13 protein-coding genes are annotated in these 14,591 nt (G+C 68.4%); 10 read left to right on the top strand and 3 right to left on the bottom strand.

Features of this window, described 5'->3' with window-relative positions; all coding sequences use genetic code 11:
* Positions 1–9 precede the first annotated feature (9 nt).
* Complete coding sequence (locus Microterr_RS13270) at positions 10–1,005, top strand: Gfo/Idh/MocA family protein (RefSeq protein ID WP_263797442.1); 996 nt, start codon at positions 10–12, stop codon at positions 1,003–1,005.
* A 48-nt stretch (positions 1,006–1,053) separates the two neighbouring features.
* Here the strand turns inward: Microterr_RS13270 and Microterr_RS13265 are convergent, their stop codons facing one another.
* The 3 genes from Microterr_RS13265 to Microterr_RS13255 all read right to left on the bottom strand — a co-directional run bounded on the left by Microterr_RS13265 (position 1,054) and on the right by Microterr_RS13255 (position 4,688).
* Positions 1,054–1,923, bottom strand: a complete 870-nt coding sequence (locus Microterr_RS13265) for a ThuA domain-containing protein (RefSeq protein WP_263797443.1) — start codon at positions 1,921–1,923, stop codon at positions 1,054–1,056.
* A complete protein-coding gene (locus Microterr_RS13260; protein ID WP_263797445.1) occupies positions 1,920–3,338 on the bottom strand; it encodes a sugar phosphate isomerase/epimerase in 1,419 nt (472 codons plus the stop codon). The genes Microterr_RS13265 and Microterr_RS13260 overlap by 4 nt, the downstream gene beginning before the upstream one ends.
* Before the next feature lie 84 nt (positions 3,339–3,422).
* Positions 3,423–4,688, bottom strand: a complete 1,266-nt coding sequence (locus tag Microterr_RS13255) for an ROK family protein (protein WP_263797446.1) — start codon at positions 4,686–4,688, stop codon at positions 3,423–3,425.
* Between the two features lie 107 nt (positions 4,689–4,795).
* On the opposite strand from Microterr_RS13255, the gene Microterr_RS13250 reads away from it, so the two are divergent.
* The 9 genes from Microterr_RS13250 to Microterr_RS13210 all read left to right on the top strand — a co-directional run bounded on the left by Microterr_RS13250 (position 4,796) and on the right by Microterr_RS13210 (position 14,579).
* A complete protein-coding gene (locus Microterr_RS13250) occupies positions 4,796–5,842 on the top strand; it encodes a Gfo/Idh/MocA family protein (RefSeq protein WP_263797447.1) in 1,047 nt (348 codons plus the stop codon).
* Complete coding sequence (locus Microterr_RS13245) at positions 5,839–6,600, top strand: hypothetical protein (RefSeq protein ID WP_263797448.1); 762 nt, start codon at positions 5,839–5,841, stop codon at positions 6,598–6,600. Before Microterr_RS13250 ends, Microterr_RS13245 begins: the two co-directional genes overlap by 4 nt.
* Positions 6,601–6,710: 110 nt before the next feature.
* Positions 6,711–7,730 carry a VOC family protein gene (locus Microterr_RS13240; protein WP_263797449.1) on the top strand — a complete coding sequence of 340 codons (1,020 nt, stop codon included), beginning with the start codon at positions 6,711–6,713 and terminating at the stop codon, positions 7,728–7,730.
* 81 nt (positions 7,731–7,811) lie between these two features.
* Positions 7,812–8,771, top strand: coding sequence for a fumarylacetoacetate hydrolase family protein (locus tag Microterr_RS13235; RefSeq protein ID WP_263797450.1), 960 nt, complete (start codon positions 7,812–7,814; stop codon positions 8,769–8,771).
* Positions 8,768–9,760 carry a cyclase family protein gene (locus Microterr_RS13230; RefSeq protein ID WP_263797452.1) on the top strand — a complete coding sequence of 331 codons (993 nt, stop codon included), beginning with the start codon at positions 8,768–8,770 and terminating at the stop codon, positions 9,758–9,760. Before Microterr_RS13235 ends, Microterr_RS13230 begins: the two co-directional genes overlap by 4 nt.
* Positions 9,761–9,795: 35 nt before the next feature.
* On the top strand, positions 9,796–10,932 hold the full coding sequence (locus tag Microterr_RS13225; protein ID WP_263797453.1) for an FAD-dependent monooxygenase: 1,137 nt from the start codon (positions 9,796–9,798) through the stop codon (positions 10,930–10,932).
* Positions 10,929–11,969 (top strand): amidohydrolase family protein, encoded by a 1,041-nt coding sequence (locus Microterr_RS13220; protein WP_263797454.1) that lies wholly within the window; start codon positions 10,929–10,931, stop codon positions 11,967–11,969. Before Microterr_RS13225 ends, Microterr_RS13220 begins: the two co-directional genes overlap by 4 nt.
* The gene (locus tag Microterr_RS13215; RefSeq protein WP_263797455.1) at positions 11,966–12,967 is read left to right on the top strand and encodes a fumarylacetoacetate hydrolase family protein; all 1,002 of its coding nucleotides are present in this window, start codon (positions 11,966–11,968) and stop codon (positions 12,965–12,967) included. The genes Microterr_RS13220 and Microterr_RS13215 overlap by 4 nt, the downstream gene beginning before the upstream one ends.
* 112 nt (positions 12,968–13,079) lie before the next feature.
* Complete coding sequence (locus tag Microterr_RS13210; RefSeq protein WP_263797456.1) at positions 13,080–14,579, top strand: MFS transporter; 1,500 nt, start codon at positions 13,080–13,082, stop codon at positions 14,577–14,579.
* Positions 14,580–14,591: the final 12 nt, after the last annotated feature.

Raw genomic sequence — 14,591 nt, 5'->3', positions numbered from 1 at the left:
GGTCGGACGATGACAGATCGCACGATCGGCATGGGGATCCTCGGAGCCGCGGGCATCGCCGAGCGGGCGATCGTCGAGCCCGCGCGAGAGCTGGACGGCGTGCGCGTGGTCGCGATCGGCGCACGCGATCCCGAGCGGGCGCGTGACCTGGCCGAGCGGCTCGGGGTCCCCGAGTCCGGCGACTACGACATGGTCCTGAACGATCCGCACGTCGACCTCGTCTATATCCCGCTGCCGTCGACCGTGCAGGCGCACTGGGCGGTGCGGGCGCTGCAGGCAGGCAAGCACGTCCTGTGCGAGAAGCCGCTGTCGGCGAACGGCACGACGGCGGCGGAGATCGCCGACGCCGCCGATGCGGCGGGACGTCGGGCGTTCGTGGGGTTCCACTACCGGCTGCACGGCTTCACCCGCCGGCTGCTGGAGGTACTCGCCTCAGGGGAGCTCGGCGATGTGCAGCGTGTGGAGTTCGACTACAGCATCCCTCACTTCGTCGTGCAGCCCGGCAACATCCGCCTCGACGGGGATCTCGGCGGCGGCTCGTTCATGGACGTCGGGTGCTACGCCGTGGATCTGATGCGCGCGGCGTGGGGAGACCCCGGGGTGATCTCGGCTGACGCGACGCTGTACGAGGGCGACCCGCGTGTCGACCTGCAGACGGATGCTGTGCTGGTGCTCCCCGGCGGCATCCCCGCTCACGTCCGCTCGTCGTTCATCGGGGACGACGGGGGCAGCATGTCGCTGCGGGTCACCGGTTCGGCCGCCCACCTGGAGGCCACGAGTGTCATCGTGCCGCAGTGGGGCGCGGAGCTGCGGGTCACCGCGGGCGACCGCGTGCTCATCGGCGAGAAGGCGGCAGACGGCGAGAACAGCTATGGGCGGCAGCTCGAGCACCTGATCGCGGTGCTGCGAGACGGGTCGCCCAGCCCGCTGGAAGCGGCACTCGGCGTCGGCACGATGCGCGTCGTCGATGAGGTCTACCGAGCAGCCGGTCTGCAGCCACGCTGAACGGCGTGGCGCGACGCAGCCCGTCGGCGACGGCACGCGCCGCGCGGCTCATCCCTCGTGGTTGTAATAGGGCCAGGGGAGGAAGCGGCGCTCGCCGTGGCGATCCGGGCCGGCGAGGGTCACCTCGCCGGTTGCGGCCCATTCGACGCCCCGCGGGAACATGCGGATGAACTCGATGCGCCGGAAGGTGTCGATGTCATGTCCGATCGTGATCGTGAACGAACGGCCCGCGCCGTACTCGTTGATCCACGCGATCGGCTGGTCGGTGTTCATGCCGTTGAGAGCCGCGATGCCGCCCTCGGGGATGACGACGGGATAGTGCGACATCGGCCACACCGGCGCGTTCTCGTAGGCCTCGAGATCGTCGAAGGTCGTGAGCAGCACCTGTGCGCCCTCGTACAGCTGCACACCCGTGAGGATGTCGTCGCCCGTGACCGTCCACGTCCCGTTGATGCCCTCCGTGATCGGATGCCGCGGCTCGGCGGTCTTCAGAAGCGCCTCGCCCCAGGGTCGGGGTCGCAGCCCCGTCTCGTACGCGCTCAGCTTCGCGCCGCGCATCACGTTGTACTCCTCGGGGTACCCCCACGAGTCCTCCTGCGCCGCGGAGCCGTGGAACCAGACGATGCCCTTGCCGTCGTCGTGCACGAAGCGCAGGAGCGCGGCATCCGTCTCGGCGCCGAACCCGACGGCCTTGTCGTGGTAGCCGTCACGGCCCTCGAACACCACGATCACGACGTCGTACTTGTCGATGATCTCGGCGCCGAGACCGCGCGGGTCTTCGACGACCCGGACCTTGAACCGTCCGGTGTCTTCGAGCAGGGTCGTCAGCCAGTGGTTGTGCTGACGGAAGCTCCGGTGCTCGTTGTCGTGCTCGATCGTCATGTGTCCCGAGAGGATCAGGACGTTCAGAAGGGTCATGCACTCGCTCCGTTCAGTGCGCGGCGGGCCATCGCCAGGTGGTCTCGGGTCATGGCGGTCGGGTCGTCGTCGAGCCATTCGTGGCCGCCCCACTCGCTGCAGAGGGTTCCCTCGAAGCCGGTGCCTCGCAGCAGCGCCCCGAGCTCGCGGATCGGCCCGCTCACGCGGTCGTCGGAGTCGTCGAGGTCCCAGAACTTCAGATGGAAGGCCCCGATCCAGGGCAGCACGTCCGCGATCACGGTCGCCTCCGATCGGCCGAATCTGACCAGCATGTCCATGTACAGCGTGTGGACGGATGCCGGCACCCCGCCGGATCGCAGCAGGTCGACGATCCCGCCCACGGTGGCCGCGTCGCGCCACCTGTGCCGCAGCGTGTCGATGAGTTCCGGCGGAACGCCGCCGTCCTGCAGGCGCTGAAGGTAGCTCTCGGGGAGGGCAGGCATGAACATCGAGATGTCCACGAGCAGACGCACATGCGGGTCGTCGATGCCCACGATCTGGTCGATCGCGGAGCCGGCCTGGGGCGAGCCGGGCGTCTGCGAACCCTGGATCTCCTCGAACAGCGTGAGCCCGGTCTCGTGGAGGATCGGCAGCACGCGATCGAGCAGGGGGCGGCCCGCCTGCCCGATGGGCAGGCGCAGACCGCGCGCACCCAACTGGTGGGCGATCTCGATCTGCGGCAGGAGGAACGCGAACCTCTCGTCGTCCGTGCGGCGGGTGCCCTGCGGCGACCAGTCGTCGATGCTCGCGCCCAGGATGCTGACACGCCCACCCGCCGCGGCCAGGCGCTCGCCGAATGCCGAGGCATCCGCCTCGCCCCGTCCAGGGAACGAGCGCCACAGCTGTCCCGGCTCCGCTTCGATCTCGACCGCCAGGTCGTCCTCGACGATCCCGATCGCGATGTCTACGGCATCCCGCTCAGCAGCGATCATCTCGGGCGTCCAGTTGAAGGCGCTCGCCGTGAGCACCCAGCCCGCGGGGAGCGAGCCGTCGCTGACGACTGGCCCGGCATCCGTCGCCACCACGGCTGACACGTGTGGCGCGTCGAGCACGAGCGGCCGCTCCTCCCGGAACGGCAGGGTGAGCGGGCCGTCCGGACCCACCTGCAGGTAGGGGATACGCAGCCAGAATTCCACCGCGACATCGTGGACTCCGGAAGTGAGTTCGTGAGGCACGGCCAATGTGAGGCGATCCTGCTGAAACCACCACCCGTCGTCCTCGGTCAGTTCTGCCGCTGGCACGTGACGATCGTCGAGCACCACCGTGATGTCCTCAGCGCGGGCTCCATCGATCGTCACGATCGGGTTCTGCAGCGAGGCCAAGGGCAGCGAGCGGATCCACGGCAGGGAGATCCGGACCGCGGCGCCGCCCGGAGAGGTGATCAGCGAATCGTCGCGCAGCGGGGGCAGCGTCATGGGCACGTCCTTGTGTCGGCGACCGCATCGAAAAGCGGCTTATGACGAGAACCTACACGCTTACGTAGAAAAGTGGAAGAAGTATCAGCTCGTCCCGTGCACGCCGTCGATCGTCGGCCGGCCATCGGCGAACCACCGGGGGAAGGTCACATCGAACAGCTGCTCCCGGACCATTTCGGCGCCGCCGCGGAGCGGCTCCCGAAGGTCTTCCTGCGACTGCACGATGCTCAGATCCCGGGTCGCGAGCGGCAGCGAGAGCTCGTAGACCCTCTGGCGAACCTCGGCCAGGAAGACTTCACCCGCTCCGACGACGGCTCCGCCGATCACGATCGTGCCGGGGTTGAACATGTTGACCAGCGCGGCGATTGACTCGCCCACGACGCGCGCGCACCGCTGGATGAGAGAGATTGCAAGCGCGTCGCCATTCTCGGCCGCGCGGGCGATCGCCTCGGGGGTGAGGGGCTCCCCGTCGCGCGTCCGCTGAGCGAGAGCTCCGGTGGTGCCCTCGGCGATGGCGGCCTCCGCGTCGCGCACAAGGGCCCAGCCGCCGGCCACCGCCTCGAGGCATCCGACCTTGCCGCACCGGCACAGGGCGTCCGACCCCGCGACTCGCACGTGGCCGATGTCGCCGGCCGCACCGTTCGCCCCTCGGTGGATGTGACCCTGGGAAAGCAGCCCGGCGCCGATTCCCGATCCCACCTTGCAGTAGATCAGGTCGAGGTGCTCGTCGTGGCGACGCGAGCGTTCGTTCAGTGCGAGGAGGTTGACGTCGTTGTCGACCCAGACAGGCGCCGCGTACCGCTCCTCGAATCGACGGCGGATGTCGAACCCGTTCCAGCCCGGCATGATCGGCGGCGCGACCGGGCGGCCGGATGCGAAGTCGACGGGCCCGGGGATGCCCACCGAGATGCCCCACACGGGCACATCCGGCGTGCGTGCCAGCACGTCATCGATCATCGCGAGCGCGGTGTCAAGGGTCTCGGCCGGGCCGCGCGAGATGTCCCAGGCGCGGTGAGTCTGCTCCACGATGTCCCCCTCGAGCATCGCCACTCCGACGTGGATGTGCAGAGCGCCCAGGGCGCACACGATGATGCGACCGCGAACGCCGCGGAACTGCAAGGTGCGGGGAGCGCGGCCACCGGACGATGGGCCGAACTCGCCGTCCTCGAGGTAGCCCATCTCGATCGCCTGCTCGACACGCTGGGTGACGACTCCTCGGCCGAGGCCGGTCACACGGCCGATCTCCGGTCGAGTGACTGCCTCACCCGACCGCACCATGTTGACGATCCGCAGAAGGCTCGTCACTTCGTCGGTCTGCGCGCCGAAGCGCAATGTGGACTCCTTGGCCATGGTCGATTTTTACACAAGATCGGCCTTCTTCGGGTCATCTGACGACGTCAATAGTCACACTTCTCGATACTTCGGTACTATTCATGCAAAACAACGGATGAGGAGCGATGGTGCCCCACGGAGTCGGGATCGTCGGAGCAGGCCCAGGTGTCGCTGCGCTGCACCTGCCGACGCTCGCGCGCCTGAGCGACGACTTCGAGGTCGTGCACATCTCCGATGCGGGAAGCGGCCGGGCCGCGCAGCTCGCCGATCGAATCGGTGCCCGCTCGTCGTCCGGGATCGAGGAACTGCTCGCGGACGAGAGGGTCGTGGCTGTCGTCCTGTGCAGTCCTCCCGCTGAGCACGCGGCTCAGATACTCGCGAGTGTCGCGGCGGGCAAGCGCGCGATCCTCTGTGAGAAGCCACTCGCCACGACCATGGCGGACGCGGAGGCCGTGATCGACGCGTGTCGCGCGGCGGGGACGGTGCTCCTGGTCGGTACGAACCACTTGTACGACCCTGCGTGGGGGCGGGCCAAACATCACTTGATGGCGGGCGGTCACCATGTCCAGGCGCTCTCGGTGACGCTGGCACTCCCGCCCAACGGGCGGTATCACGATGTCGTCACCGAACTGCCGGGCTCCGCTGCCGCCCCCGCGCGCGGCGCTCCGGACTTCGCGGTTCCGCAGGTCGCGGCATCCGTCGTCCGTCAGTTGATCACCGGTCTGGCCGTGCACGACCTGCCGATGCTGCGCGATCTCGCGCCGGCGATCGAACGGGTGGTATTCGCCCGCGCGGTCGCTCCCATCGGATACGTGGTGGGGTACCGGGCGTCCGGCATCCCGGTGCGGCTCGCCACGGTCATGCTTCCGGACGGCGCGGATGCGCTGTGGGAACTCACGGTCATCACCGACACCGACGTGGTGACGGTGTCGTTTCCGCCCGCGTTCGTGCATGCGGGCAGCGCCGAAGTGACCGTAATGACTGCCACGGGCAAGCGCACGAGGTACCCGCTCGACCCCGTCGACGGCTACCTCGCCGAGTGGCGCGCGCTCGCGGCCGTGTTGAACGGCTCGAGTGTGGTCGAGTACGACGAACTGCTGGACGACGCCCGCTACGCGATCGCTCTGGCGGATGCGGCATCCGCGCTGATCCTCGACGGAGCGGACGCATGACCGCCGTCTTCGCCCCGCCCGGGGCATACCGTACCGCGGTCGCCGAACTGCCCCTGAGCGCGCAGCTCGCGGATACTCCCGCGGGCTCGATCGTGGTCGTGCCGGGAAGGACGGGATGGGTGGACGCCGCACTCGCCGCCGTCGCTGCCGGGGCGGCGGCGGTCATCGTGGCCGCGCCGGCGTTCGCGGTAGCCGCCGACATCCGCCGGATGCAGGCGGGGGCGAAGGTTCCGGTCGTCGTCGAGAGGCCGCATCTGCGGACGGACTCGACCTTCGATGCCGCGGCCGGTCGATCGATCGATGGCGGCTCGACCGCTCCTCGGCTGCTCGTGGCCGACGGTGGGGCGCCGCGGGGGCTCGTTCCAATCGTCGCGCGCGAGGCGTTGGGGTGGCTGCGGGTCCTGTCGGGCGGCAGGCTCGCTCTGGCCAGCGCCGACGGCGCGTTCGCGCTCCTGGAGACCGCCGACGGGACCGCCGCAACGCTCTCGATCGTCGTGACCTCGACGCCCGGCGGTGGGTCGTTCTGCGTCCGCGCCATCGGCGAGGTCCTGACCGAGGTCGAGGTCGATGAGCGACGCACCCGCGTCAGCACGTCCACGACCCGAGGAACCCTGTCAGCGCCCGACCGGTACGAGTCCTCTGCGCGCCTTGCCGTGCGCCGTGCGCTCGCGGCGGTCGAGTCCGGTCCCACGGACGACCTGGGCGAACTCCTTGCGGACACCGAGCTGGTCGGACGTCTGAGTCCCCACCTGGCATAGACGCGGCTGATTCTCGACATAGGCGATATGGGATTCCCGGATATGCCGACTTCAGGCGAAAGTTGATCTCGGGATCACCCCACACGCTTGTCTTGTCGAAAGGATCGAAGATGATCAAGCTGCTCTCCCACCTCTCCTATGTGGCCGTCACCACGCCGGACGTCGAGGCCTCCGTGAAGTTCTACGAGGAGCAGGTCGGGCTCACCGTCGTCGATCGCATCGAGGGCGCCGTCTATCTGCGTTGCTGGGGCGACTACTACGCGTACTCGCTCGTGGTGCTTCCCGGCGACGAGCCGGCACTGGCCACGATGGCCTGGCGCACCTCGAGCGCCGAGGCGCTCGAAGAGGCCGCGAGGCGCGTCGAAGAATCCGGCATCCAGGGCGAATGGCTCGACGACGTCCACAAGATCGGTCGCGCCTACCGCTTCACAGGGCCGTTCGGCCACTCGATGACCCTGCACTGGGACGTCACCCGCCACCAGGCACCTGGTCATGTCGCATCGATCTACCCCGACCGTCCCGAAAAGCGCTCGAAAGTGGCCGGCGCACCGCGCCAGCTCGACCACGTCACCGTCGCCACCCAGGATGTGGACGCGTTCGTCAAGTGGTACGTCGACGTGCTCGGCTTCCGCTTCATGGCACGGACGATGCTCGACGAGGCGCCGATCTCGGTGTTCTCCGTGCTCACCACGAACGAGAAGTCGCACGATCTGGGGGTCGTCCTCGACGGCTCGACTCGCGCCGGCCGCGTCAACCACTACGCGTTCTGGGTGGACACGCGCGAGGAGCTGCTCATCGCCGCCGACACGCTCATGGAGAACGGCATCCCGATCGAGTACGGGCCCAACATCCACGGCATCGGCGAGCAGACCTTCCTCTACTACCGTGAGCCGTCGACGCTGCGTATCGAGCTCAACACCGGCGGGTACCGCAACTACGTGCCCGACTGGGAGGCCAACACGTGGAAGCCGTCGCAGGGTTCGAACAACTTCTACCGCAACGGCGCGATGCCGATGTCGATGACGGAGTCGTTCCCAGCCGCCGACGGTCCGAGCGCGACCGAGGAGGGCGTGCCCGACGAGATCAAGGACGCGCTGCTGAACCCGTACGCGCAGCACGGCCGAGGCTGAGACCGGAGGTGGGGCGTCGCCTCGCGTGACGCCCCACCTCGCACCGACGGTGACGCGAAGTCGCCACGATAGAGAGACTGAATGACGATGACGTCGACCGGACTGACCGCCCCGTACGCCCTCGCGCGCTTCCGCGACGGCGATTCCGTTGCGCTGGGAGTCGTCGCGGGCGACCGCATCCGCGCGATCAGCACCGACGAACTCGGCGCGGCCGACCTGAACGCGTTCCTCGCGGGCGGCGACTGGGCGCGGGTAGCAGCGGCGGCAGAGCGGACGGACGGATGGATGCCGCTGGCCGACGTCACCCTCACCGCCCCCGTGGCGCCGCGTCAGGTGTTGCAGGCGGGCGCCAACTACCGCGAGCACGTCATCGAGCTCGTTGCGGCCGGACTCACTCAGAACACCGATCGAACACCGGAAGAAGCGCGCGAGTTCGCGGCGAAGATGATGGATGACCGGGCGGCGAACGGCGAGCCCTACTTCTTCATCGGGCTGCCCGCCTGTGTTGTCGGCGACGACGTGCCGCTCGTCCTGCCCGCGTACAGCGAGGTGCACGACTGGGAGCTCGAGCTGGCGGTCGTGATCGGGCGCGAGGCTTTCCAGGTGTCCCGCGAGGATGCCCTCGACCACGTCGCCGGCTACACGATCGTCAACGACATCACGACCCGCGATCTGGTCTTCCGCAAGGACATGAAAGAGATCGGCACCGACTGGTACCGGTCCAAGAACGCGCCCGGGTTCCTGCCCACAGGGCCGTTCCTGGTTCCGGCGCCCTTCATCGACGGTGCGGACCTCGCCGTCACACTCGAGCTCAACGGCGAGGTCAAGCAGAACGGTCACACAAGCGACCTGCTGTTCGGCATCGCTGCGCTCATCTCCGGTGCGAGCGAGACGATGCCGCTGCTGCCCGGCGACCTGCTGCTGACCGGGAGCCCCCCGGGCAACGGCCAGCACTGGAAGCGCTTCCTCCGCGACGGTGACGTGATGACGGGAACGATCGAAGGCCTCGGTACGCAGGTCGTCCGGTGTGTGGCGCCATGAACGCGCCGACCGAGAACCCGGTCGACATCGACCGGACCGATCCCGAGGGTGAGGTCGTCGCGCGCGCCGAGGCGTATCGCAACTGGGGTCGATGGGGTGCGGACGACGTTCTCGGCACCTTGAACTTCATCGACGCAGCGAAGCGTGTCGAAGCGGCTGCTCTCGTGCGTGAGGGCGTCTCGATCTCGCTGGCGCAGTCGTTCGACACCGACGGCCCGCAGAAGGGCTGGCGCCGCAGGACCAACCCGGTTCACACCATGACGGACACCGGAGTCGACGCGGAGCGCGGCAATCAAGGCTTTCCCCATGGGATCGGCGGAGCCGACGACGTCATCGCGATGCCGCTGCAGTGCTCGACGCAGTGGGATGGGCACGGTCACATCTTCGACCACGGCTTCGCATGGAACGGCCGGCGAGCGGGAGACGTCGTCACGAGTGAAGGTGACCTCGTGACCGGCATCGAGCACGCGGCATCCATTGTCGTCTCGCGCGGCGTCCTCCTCGACGTCGCCCGACACCTCGCGCCCGACACGGCCGAGCTGCCGGACGGATACGCGATCAGCGCGGCCGAGCTCGACGCCTGCGCGGCTGCAGAGGATGTCACGATCGGTCGGGGTGACATCGTGCTCGTGCGCACCGGGCGACTCGCGCGGGCGCGACGTGAGGGCTGGGGCGAGTATGCCGGCGGCCCTTCGGCCGGACTCTCGCTCACGACTGCCGGCTGGCTGCACCGAAGCGAGATCGCCGCGATCGCGACCGATACCTGGGGGTTCGAGGTGCGACCGAACGAATTCGACGTTCCTTCATTCCAGCCCTTGCACCAGGTCGTGATCCCCAACATCGGTCTCACGATCGGTGAGATGTGGGACCTCGACGCGCTCGCCGAGTCCTGCGTCGAGCGAGGCAGGTGGGACTTCCTCCTCTCCGCGCCACCTCTGCCCATCACTGGGGCCGTCGGCTCGCCCATCAACCCCGTCGCGATCTTCTGACGCGCATCCCAACCCAAGAACAGAGAGGTTCTGACATGACCGCAGTGTCCAAGGTCGCCATCGCCGGCAGCGGCGTCGCCGGGCTCGCCGCCGCCATCCAGCTGGCCAAGGCCGGTGTGGAGGTCGACGTCTACGAGGCCAAGCCCGAGCTCAGTGCGCTGGGCTCTGGCATCTCGCTGCAGGGCAACGCCCTGCGCGTCTTCGACGCGCTCGGCGCGTGGGACGACATCCGCGCCGCCGGCTATCCCTTCGAGGGACTGCATCTGCGCGCTCCCGGACCGGACGCGCCGATCGTCGCCCAGCTGCCCGATGTGAAGACCGGCGGGCCGGATTACCCGGCTGCCATGGGGATGCCGCGGGCCGAGCTGGCCCGCATCCTCCTCGACCACGCCCAGCGCGCCGGCGCGCACGTGCACTTCGGCAAGAAGATCTCCGGAGTCGACGCGCGGGCCGATGACGCTGTCGAAGTCTTCGTCGACGACGAGTCCGCGGGCGAATATGACCTGCTGATCGGCGCCGACGGGCTGAACTCGACGGTTCGCGAGTTGATCGGCATCCAGACCAAGCCGGAGCCGACGGGCATGGGCATCTGGCGCACGTTCGTCTCGCGCCCCGCAGAAGTCGAGCGCAGCGAGCTCTACTACGGCGGCCCGGTCTTCATCGCCGGGTACACGCCGACCGGTGAGGACTCGATGTACGCCTTCCTGGTGGAGAAGGCGCAGGACCGCTTCGGCACACCCGACGACGAGGCCACGCGCATCATGCTCGAGGAATCGCGCGCGTACCAGGGGCCGTGGGACTCGATTCGAGCCGATCTCGAGGCCGGCGCCCACGCGAACTACACCTGGTTCACGAAGCACCTGGTGGAGGAGCCGTGGAATCGCGGCCGGGTCGTCATCATCGGGGACGCGGCTCACAGCTGCCCTCCGACGATCGCCCAGGGTGCAGCGCAGGGACTCGAAGACGCACTCGTGCTCACTGAGCTGCTGGCTTCGCGCGAACGTGTCGAACAGGATCTGTGGGATGAGTTCCACGCTCGGCGCCTGCCGCGCGCGAAGAGCATTGTCGACGCTTCCGTCCAACTCGGCCAGTGGCAGCTCGACGGGGTCCGCGATGCCGACGTGCCGGGCCTGATGTTCGGGGTCGCGCGACAGATGTCGGAGCCGGCATGACCGCGCGAACCACGGCCGGTGGCGACCGCGGTTCGGTCACCGACGTTCATGCGCACCTGCTGCTGCCCGCACTGGGCGCGGAGGTCGAACGTCGTGCGCCGGAGCAGGTCGCCGAGGCCGCCGATCTCGAGCGGCGCCGGAACGGCATCGAGTCTCTGAAGGCCTCGGGAGCGATGATCGGCGCCCGCATCCCGAAGCTGACCGACGTCGGCGCACGCCTGGCGGCGATGGATGCGCAGGGCGTCGACCGTCAGTGGGTCAGCGTGTCGCCGAACCACTTCTACCCGTGGGCGAGCGAAGGCCTCGCCGTCTGGGTCGCGGGGGAGACGAACCGCCTCATCGCCGAGCACGTCGCGCAGGCACCCGACCGGCTCACGGGTCTCGGTGTGGTTCCGCTTCAGCACCCGGAGCGCATCGTCGAGTACCTCGATGACGCCGTGCTCGGGCGCGGCCTGGCGGGTGTGGAGATCTCGTCGTTCGCAGGCGACGTCGAGCTGTCCGATGAGCGACTCGAACCCTTTTGGGCGCGCGCCGCTGAGCTCGGCTGCATCATCTTCCTGCACCCGTTCGGCTGCAGCCTCGACGAGCGGCTCGACCGCTTCTACCTTTCCAACACGGTGGGCCAACCGACCGAGAACGCCGTAGCGCTGTCGCACCTGATCTTCGCCGGTGTTCTCGATCGGCACCCGGATCTCAAGATCGTCGCCGCGCACGGCGGCGGGTACCTGCCGTCCGCGATAGGACGATCTGACCACGCGTGGAAGGTGCGTCCCGAAGCCCGCCGATGCGCGCACGCTCCGTCGACCTATCTCCGCCGGCTGTGGTTCGACACTGTCGTGCACGATCCGATCGCTCTGCGTCACCTGATCGAGGCCGCCGGAGGATCGCGTGTGCTGCTCGGCAGTGACTTCCCCTTCGACATGGGTCTGGACGACCCGGTCGGCTTCGTCCGCGGCGTGGGATTGCCCGGCGCGATCGAGAGGCGAGTCCTCGGCGAGAACGCGGAGGCGCTGATCGACAGCAGGGTGCGCGCATGAGGATCGCGCGCTGGGTCGGCGGCGAGGGGTTCATCGTGGATGATCACGTCGTGCCGTTCGCAGATGGTCTCACCGTCGCGGAACTCCTCTCGATCGGCTTGACCGGAGCGCACGAGGCGCTTCGTCGCGCTTCGGCCGCCCACGGACTGGAGGAGCGCCTGCCGCTCCAGAGCGTACGGCTGCTCGCCCCGCTCGTGCCAGCGGCCATCCGCGATTTCGTGGCGTTCGAAGAGCATGTCGAAGGGGTCAGCGCATCGGTTGATGGAAAGAGCGAGGTCGTGCCGGAGTGGTACCAGGCGCCGGCGTTCTACTTCTCCAACCCGCACACCGTGCTCGGACCGGATGAACCGGTCTCTCCGCCGGTGACCGAGCGGCTCGACTTCGAGCTCGAGGTCGCCGCCGTCATCGGCGCGGTGCCCGGTACGGGTGGGGCGAATCTGGACGCGGATGCTGCGGCATCCCACATCTTCGGCTACACGATCATGAACGACTGGTCCGCCCGCGACATCCAGTCCCGCGAGATGAAGGTGCGTCTCGGGCCCGCGAAGGGCAAGGACTTCGGCACGAGCCTCGGGCCCTGGATCGTCACTGCCGACGAACTCGAGCCCTACCTCGACGCGGAGGGGTTCCTCGGTATCCGCGCGGAGGTCTTCGTCAACGGCAAGCTGATCGGCGAGGACCTCGTCTCGAACATGGGCTGGCCCTTCGGCGAACTCGTGGCATACGCGTCGCGCAACTCTCGAGTCGTGCCAGGCGATGTGCTCGGGTCCGGCACCGTCGGCAACGGCGGATGCCTCGGCGAACTCTGGGGTCGCGCCGGCGAGCTCTCGCCGGAGCCCCTGCGCGAGGGTGACGAGGTGCGCATGGTGGTTGAGGGGATCGGCGAGCTCGCCAGCCGCGTCGGTGCCGCCGTATCCGCGCCCGGACTCGCTCCGGCGCGGACCCGATCGCGCGCGCGGTCCCGCTTGGCGTCTTTGGTTGAAAAAGAACATAAGTAAGACTAGAATGGACAAGACGTCGGGATCCGTTCTGGATCCGTCCCCTGATGTGATGCAGCATCCGGGGCACACTCGGTCGCGTCGACGGTCCGATCGTTCGGGCAGACCGCGAATGCCACTCACACCTTGGAGGCTGCGCCTCCTCATCATCTCCCTGCTCACCGTCTCGTTCCTCGGAGCGCTGGATCACACCGTGGTCGCCACCTCGCTCGCCACGATTGCGGGGGACTTGGGTGCCGTCCAGCAGATGAGCTGGGTGATCGTGTCGTACACCCTCGCCAGCACGGTCATGCTCCCGGTGCTGGGCAAGCTCGGCGATCTGCTGGGGGCCCGACTGATCTTCCTGTCGAGCCTCGTCTTGTTCCTCGTCGCATCACTGTTCTGCGGGTTCGCCCAGGACATCACTCAGCTGGCGATCGCCAGGATCGCGCAGGGGATCGGATCGGCGGGGCTGCACCTGATGCCGCAGACGATCGTCGGCACGGTCGTCGCGCCGCGCGAACGACCGCGCGTGCTCTCCGTCATCGGTGCCGCGTTTCCCGTCGCGATCCTCGTCGGCCCCTTGCTGGGCGGTGTGATCACCGATGCCTGGGGCTGGCGTTGGGTCTTCTGGATCAACATTCCGGTCGGGTTGATCGCCCTCGCTCTCGCCGTCATCGCCGTCCCGCGCGTCGCGGGGCACCGTGGGCGGACGTTCGACGTCGCGGGGGCGATCATCCTCGGTGTCTCCGTGACGGCGCTGGTCCTCGCAGCCAGTTGGGCGAGCTCTGGCGGGTGGACCGTAACCGCGCCCGTTGTGGTCGCCGGCCTGATCGCTCTGGGAGCGCTCGCCGTCTTCATCATCGTCGAGCGGCGGGTGAGTGAGCCGCTCGTGCCGCTTCGCCACTTCGCCGATCGCACGATCCTGATCTGCATCGTCCTGTCGACCGTCATCGGCGTCGGGCTCTTCTCGGTCGTCTCCTACGTTCCGACCTTCATCCAGATGGCGTACCGCACGTCCGTGACCGTGTCAGGACTCGTGCCGATCGCCACGGTGTTCGGCATGCTGGTGAGCACTCTGGTCACCGGTGCGCTGGCGAGTCGGTCGGGACGGTATCGGCCGTTCCCGATCATCGGCACAGCGCTGGCAGCGGCCGGACTGCTGGTCATGGCCTTCCTGCCGCCCGGGCTGCCGCTCTGGGTGCCGATGGCCACGATGTTCGTGGTGGGGGTGGGAACGGGCGCCTTCATGAACATCCTGGTCGCGGTCGCGCAGAGCGCGGCACCACACGGTGACACCGGAAGCGTGACCGCGACCGTGAGCCTGGTCCGTCAAGTCGGATCGACCACCGCCACGGCGATCGTCGGTGGTGTGATCGGTGCGGGCGTCGCGCTGGGACTGCCCTCAGATCTGGATGCCGCCACTCTGACACCGGCGGTGGTGCATGCGTCATCCGCCGCGGTCCAAACCGAGGTGGCTGCGCTGTACTCGGCGGTGCTCGCGCCGATCTTCATCGGACTGGCGATCGCCTACTCGATCGGGATCGTGGCCGCAGTGCTGCTTCCCCACCGTCGCCTGTCCGACCATCTGGAACTCGAACCCGTGCCGACCGTCGAGTCGGCCGTCGTCTGACCTCGAGGAGGA

Source organism: Microbacterium terricola, assembly GCF_027943945.1.
GTDB classification, from domain to species: Bacteria; Actinomycetota; Actinomycetes; order Actinomycetales; family Microbacteriaceae; genus Microbacterium; species Microbacterium terricola.
Note: the sequence above shows the minus strand (reverse complement) of the source record. Positions and strands in the feature narration are given on the sequence as shown.

What these genes read in the sequence shown, in the direction of transcription:
- Microterr_RS13270 (WP_263797442.1), top strand. Translation starts at nt 10, where the DNA reads ATGACAGATCGCACGATCGGCATGGGGATCCTCGGAGCCGCGGGCATC.
- Microterr_RS13265 (WP_263797443.1), bottom strand. Translation starts at nt 1,923, where the DNA reads ATGACCCTTCTGAACGTCCTGATCCTCTCGGGACACATGACGATCGAG.
- Microterr_RS13260 (WP_263797445.1), bottom strand. Translation starts at nt 3,338, where the DNA reads ATGACGCTGCCCCCGCTGCGCGACGATTCGCTGATCACCTCTCCGGGC.
- Microterr_RS13255 (WP_263797446.1), bottom strand. Translation starts at nt 4,688, where the DNA reads ATGGCCAAGGAGTCCACATTGCGCTTCGGCGCGCAGACCGACGAAGTG.
- Microterr_RS13250 (WP_263797447.1), top strand. Translation starts at nt 4,796, where the DNA reads ATGGTGCCCCACGGAGTCGGGATCGTCGGAGCAGGCCCAGGTGTCGCT.
- Microterr_RS13245 (WP_263797448.1), top strand. Translation starts at nt 5,839, where the DNA reads ATGACCGCCGTCTTCGCCCCGCCCGGGGCATACCGTACCGCGGTCGCC.
- Microterr_RS13240 (WP_263797449.1), top strand. Translation starts at nt 6,711, where the DNA reads ATGATCAAGCTGCTCTCCCACCTCTCCTATGTGGCCGTCACCACGCCG.
- Microterr_RS13235 (WP_263797450.1), top strand. Translation starts at nt 7,812, where the DNA reads ATGACGATGACGTCGACCGGACTGACCGCCCCGTACGCCCTCGCGCGC.
- Microterr_RS13230 (WP_263797452.1), top strand. Translation starts at nt 8,768, where the DNA reads ATGAACGCGCCGACCGAGAACCCGGTCGACATCGACCGGACCGATCCC.
- Microterr_RS13225 (WP_263797453.1), top strand. Translation starts at nt 9,796, where the DNA reads ATGACCGCAGTGTCCAAGGTCGCCATCGCCGGCAGCGGCGTCGCCGGG.
- Microterr_RS13220 (WP_263797454.1), top strand. Translation starts at nt 10,929, where the DNA reads ATGACCGCGCGAACCACGGCCGGTGGCGACCGCGGTTCGGTCACCGAC.
- Microterr_RS13215 (WP_263797455.1), top strand. Translation starts at nt 11,966, where the DNA reads ATGAGGATCGCGCGCTGGGTCGGCGGCGAGGGGTTCATCGTGGATGAT.
- Microterr_RS13210 (WP_263797456.1), top strand. Translation starts at nt 13,080, where the DNA reads ATGCCACTCACACCTTGGAGGCTGCGCCTCCTCATCATCTCCCTGCTC.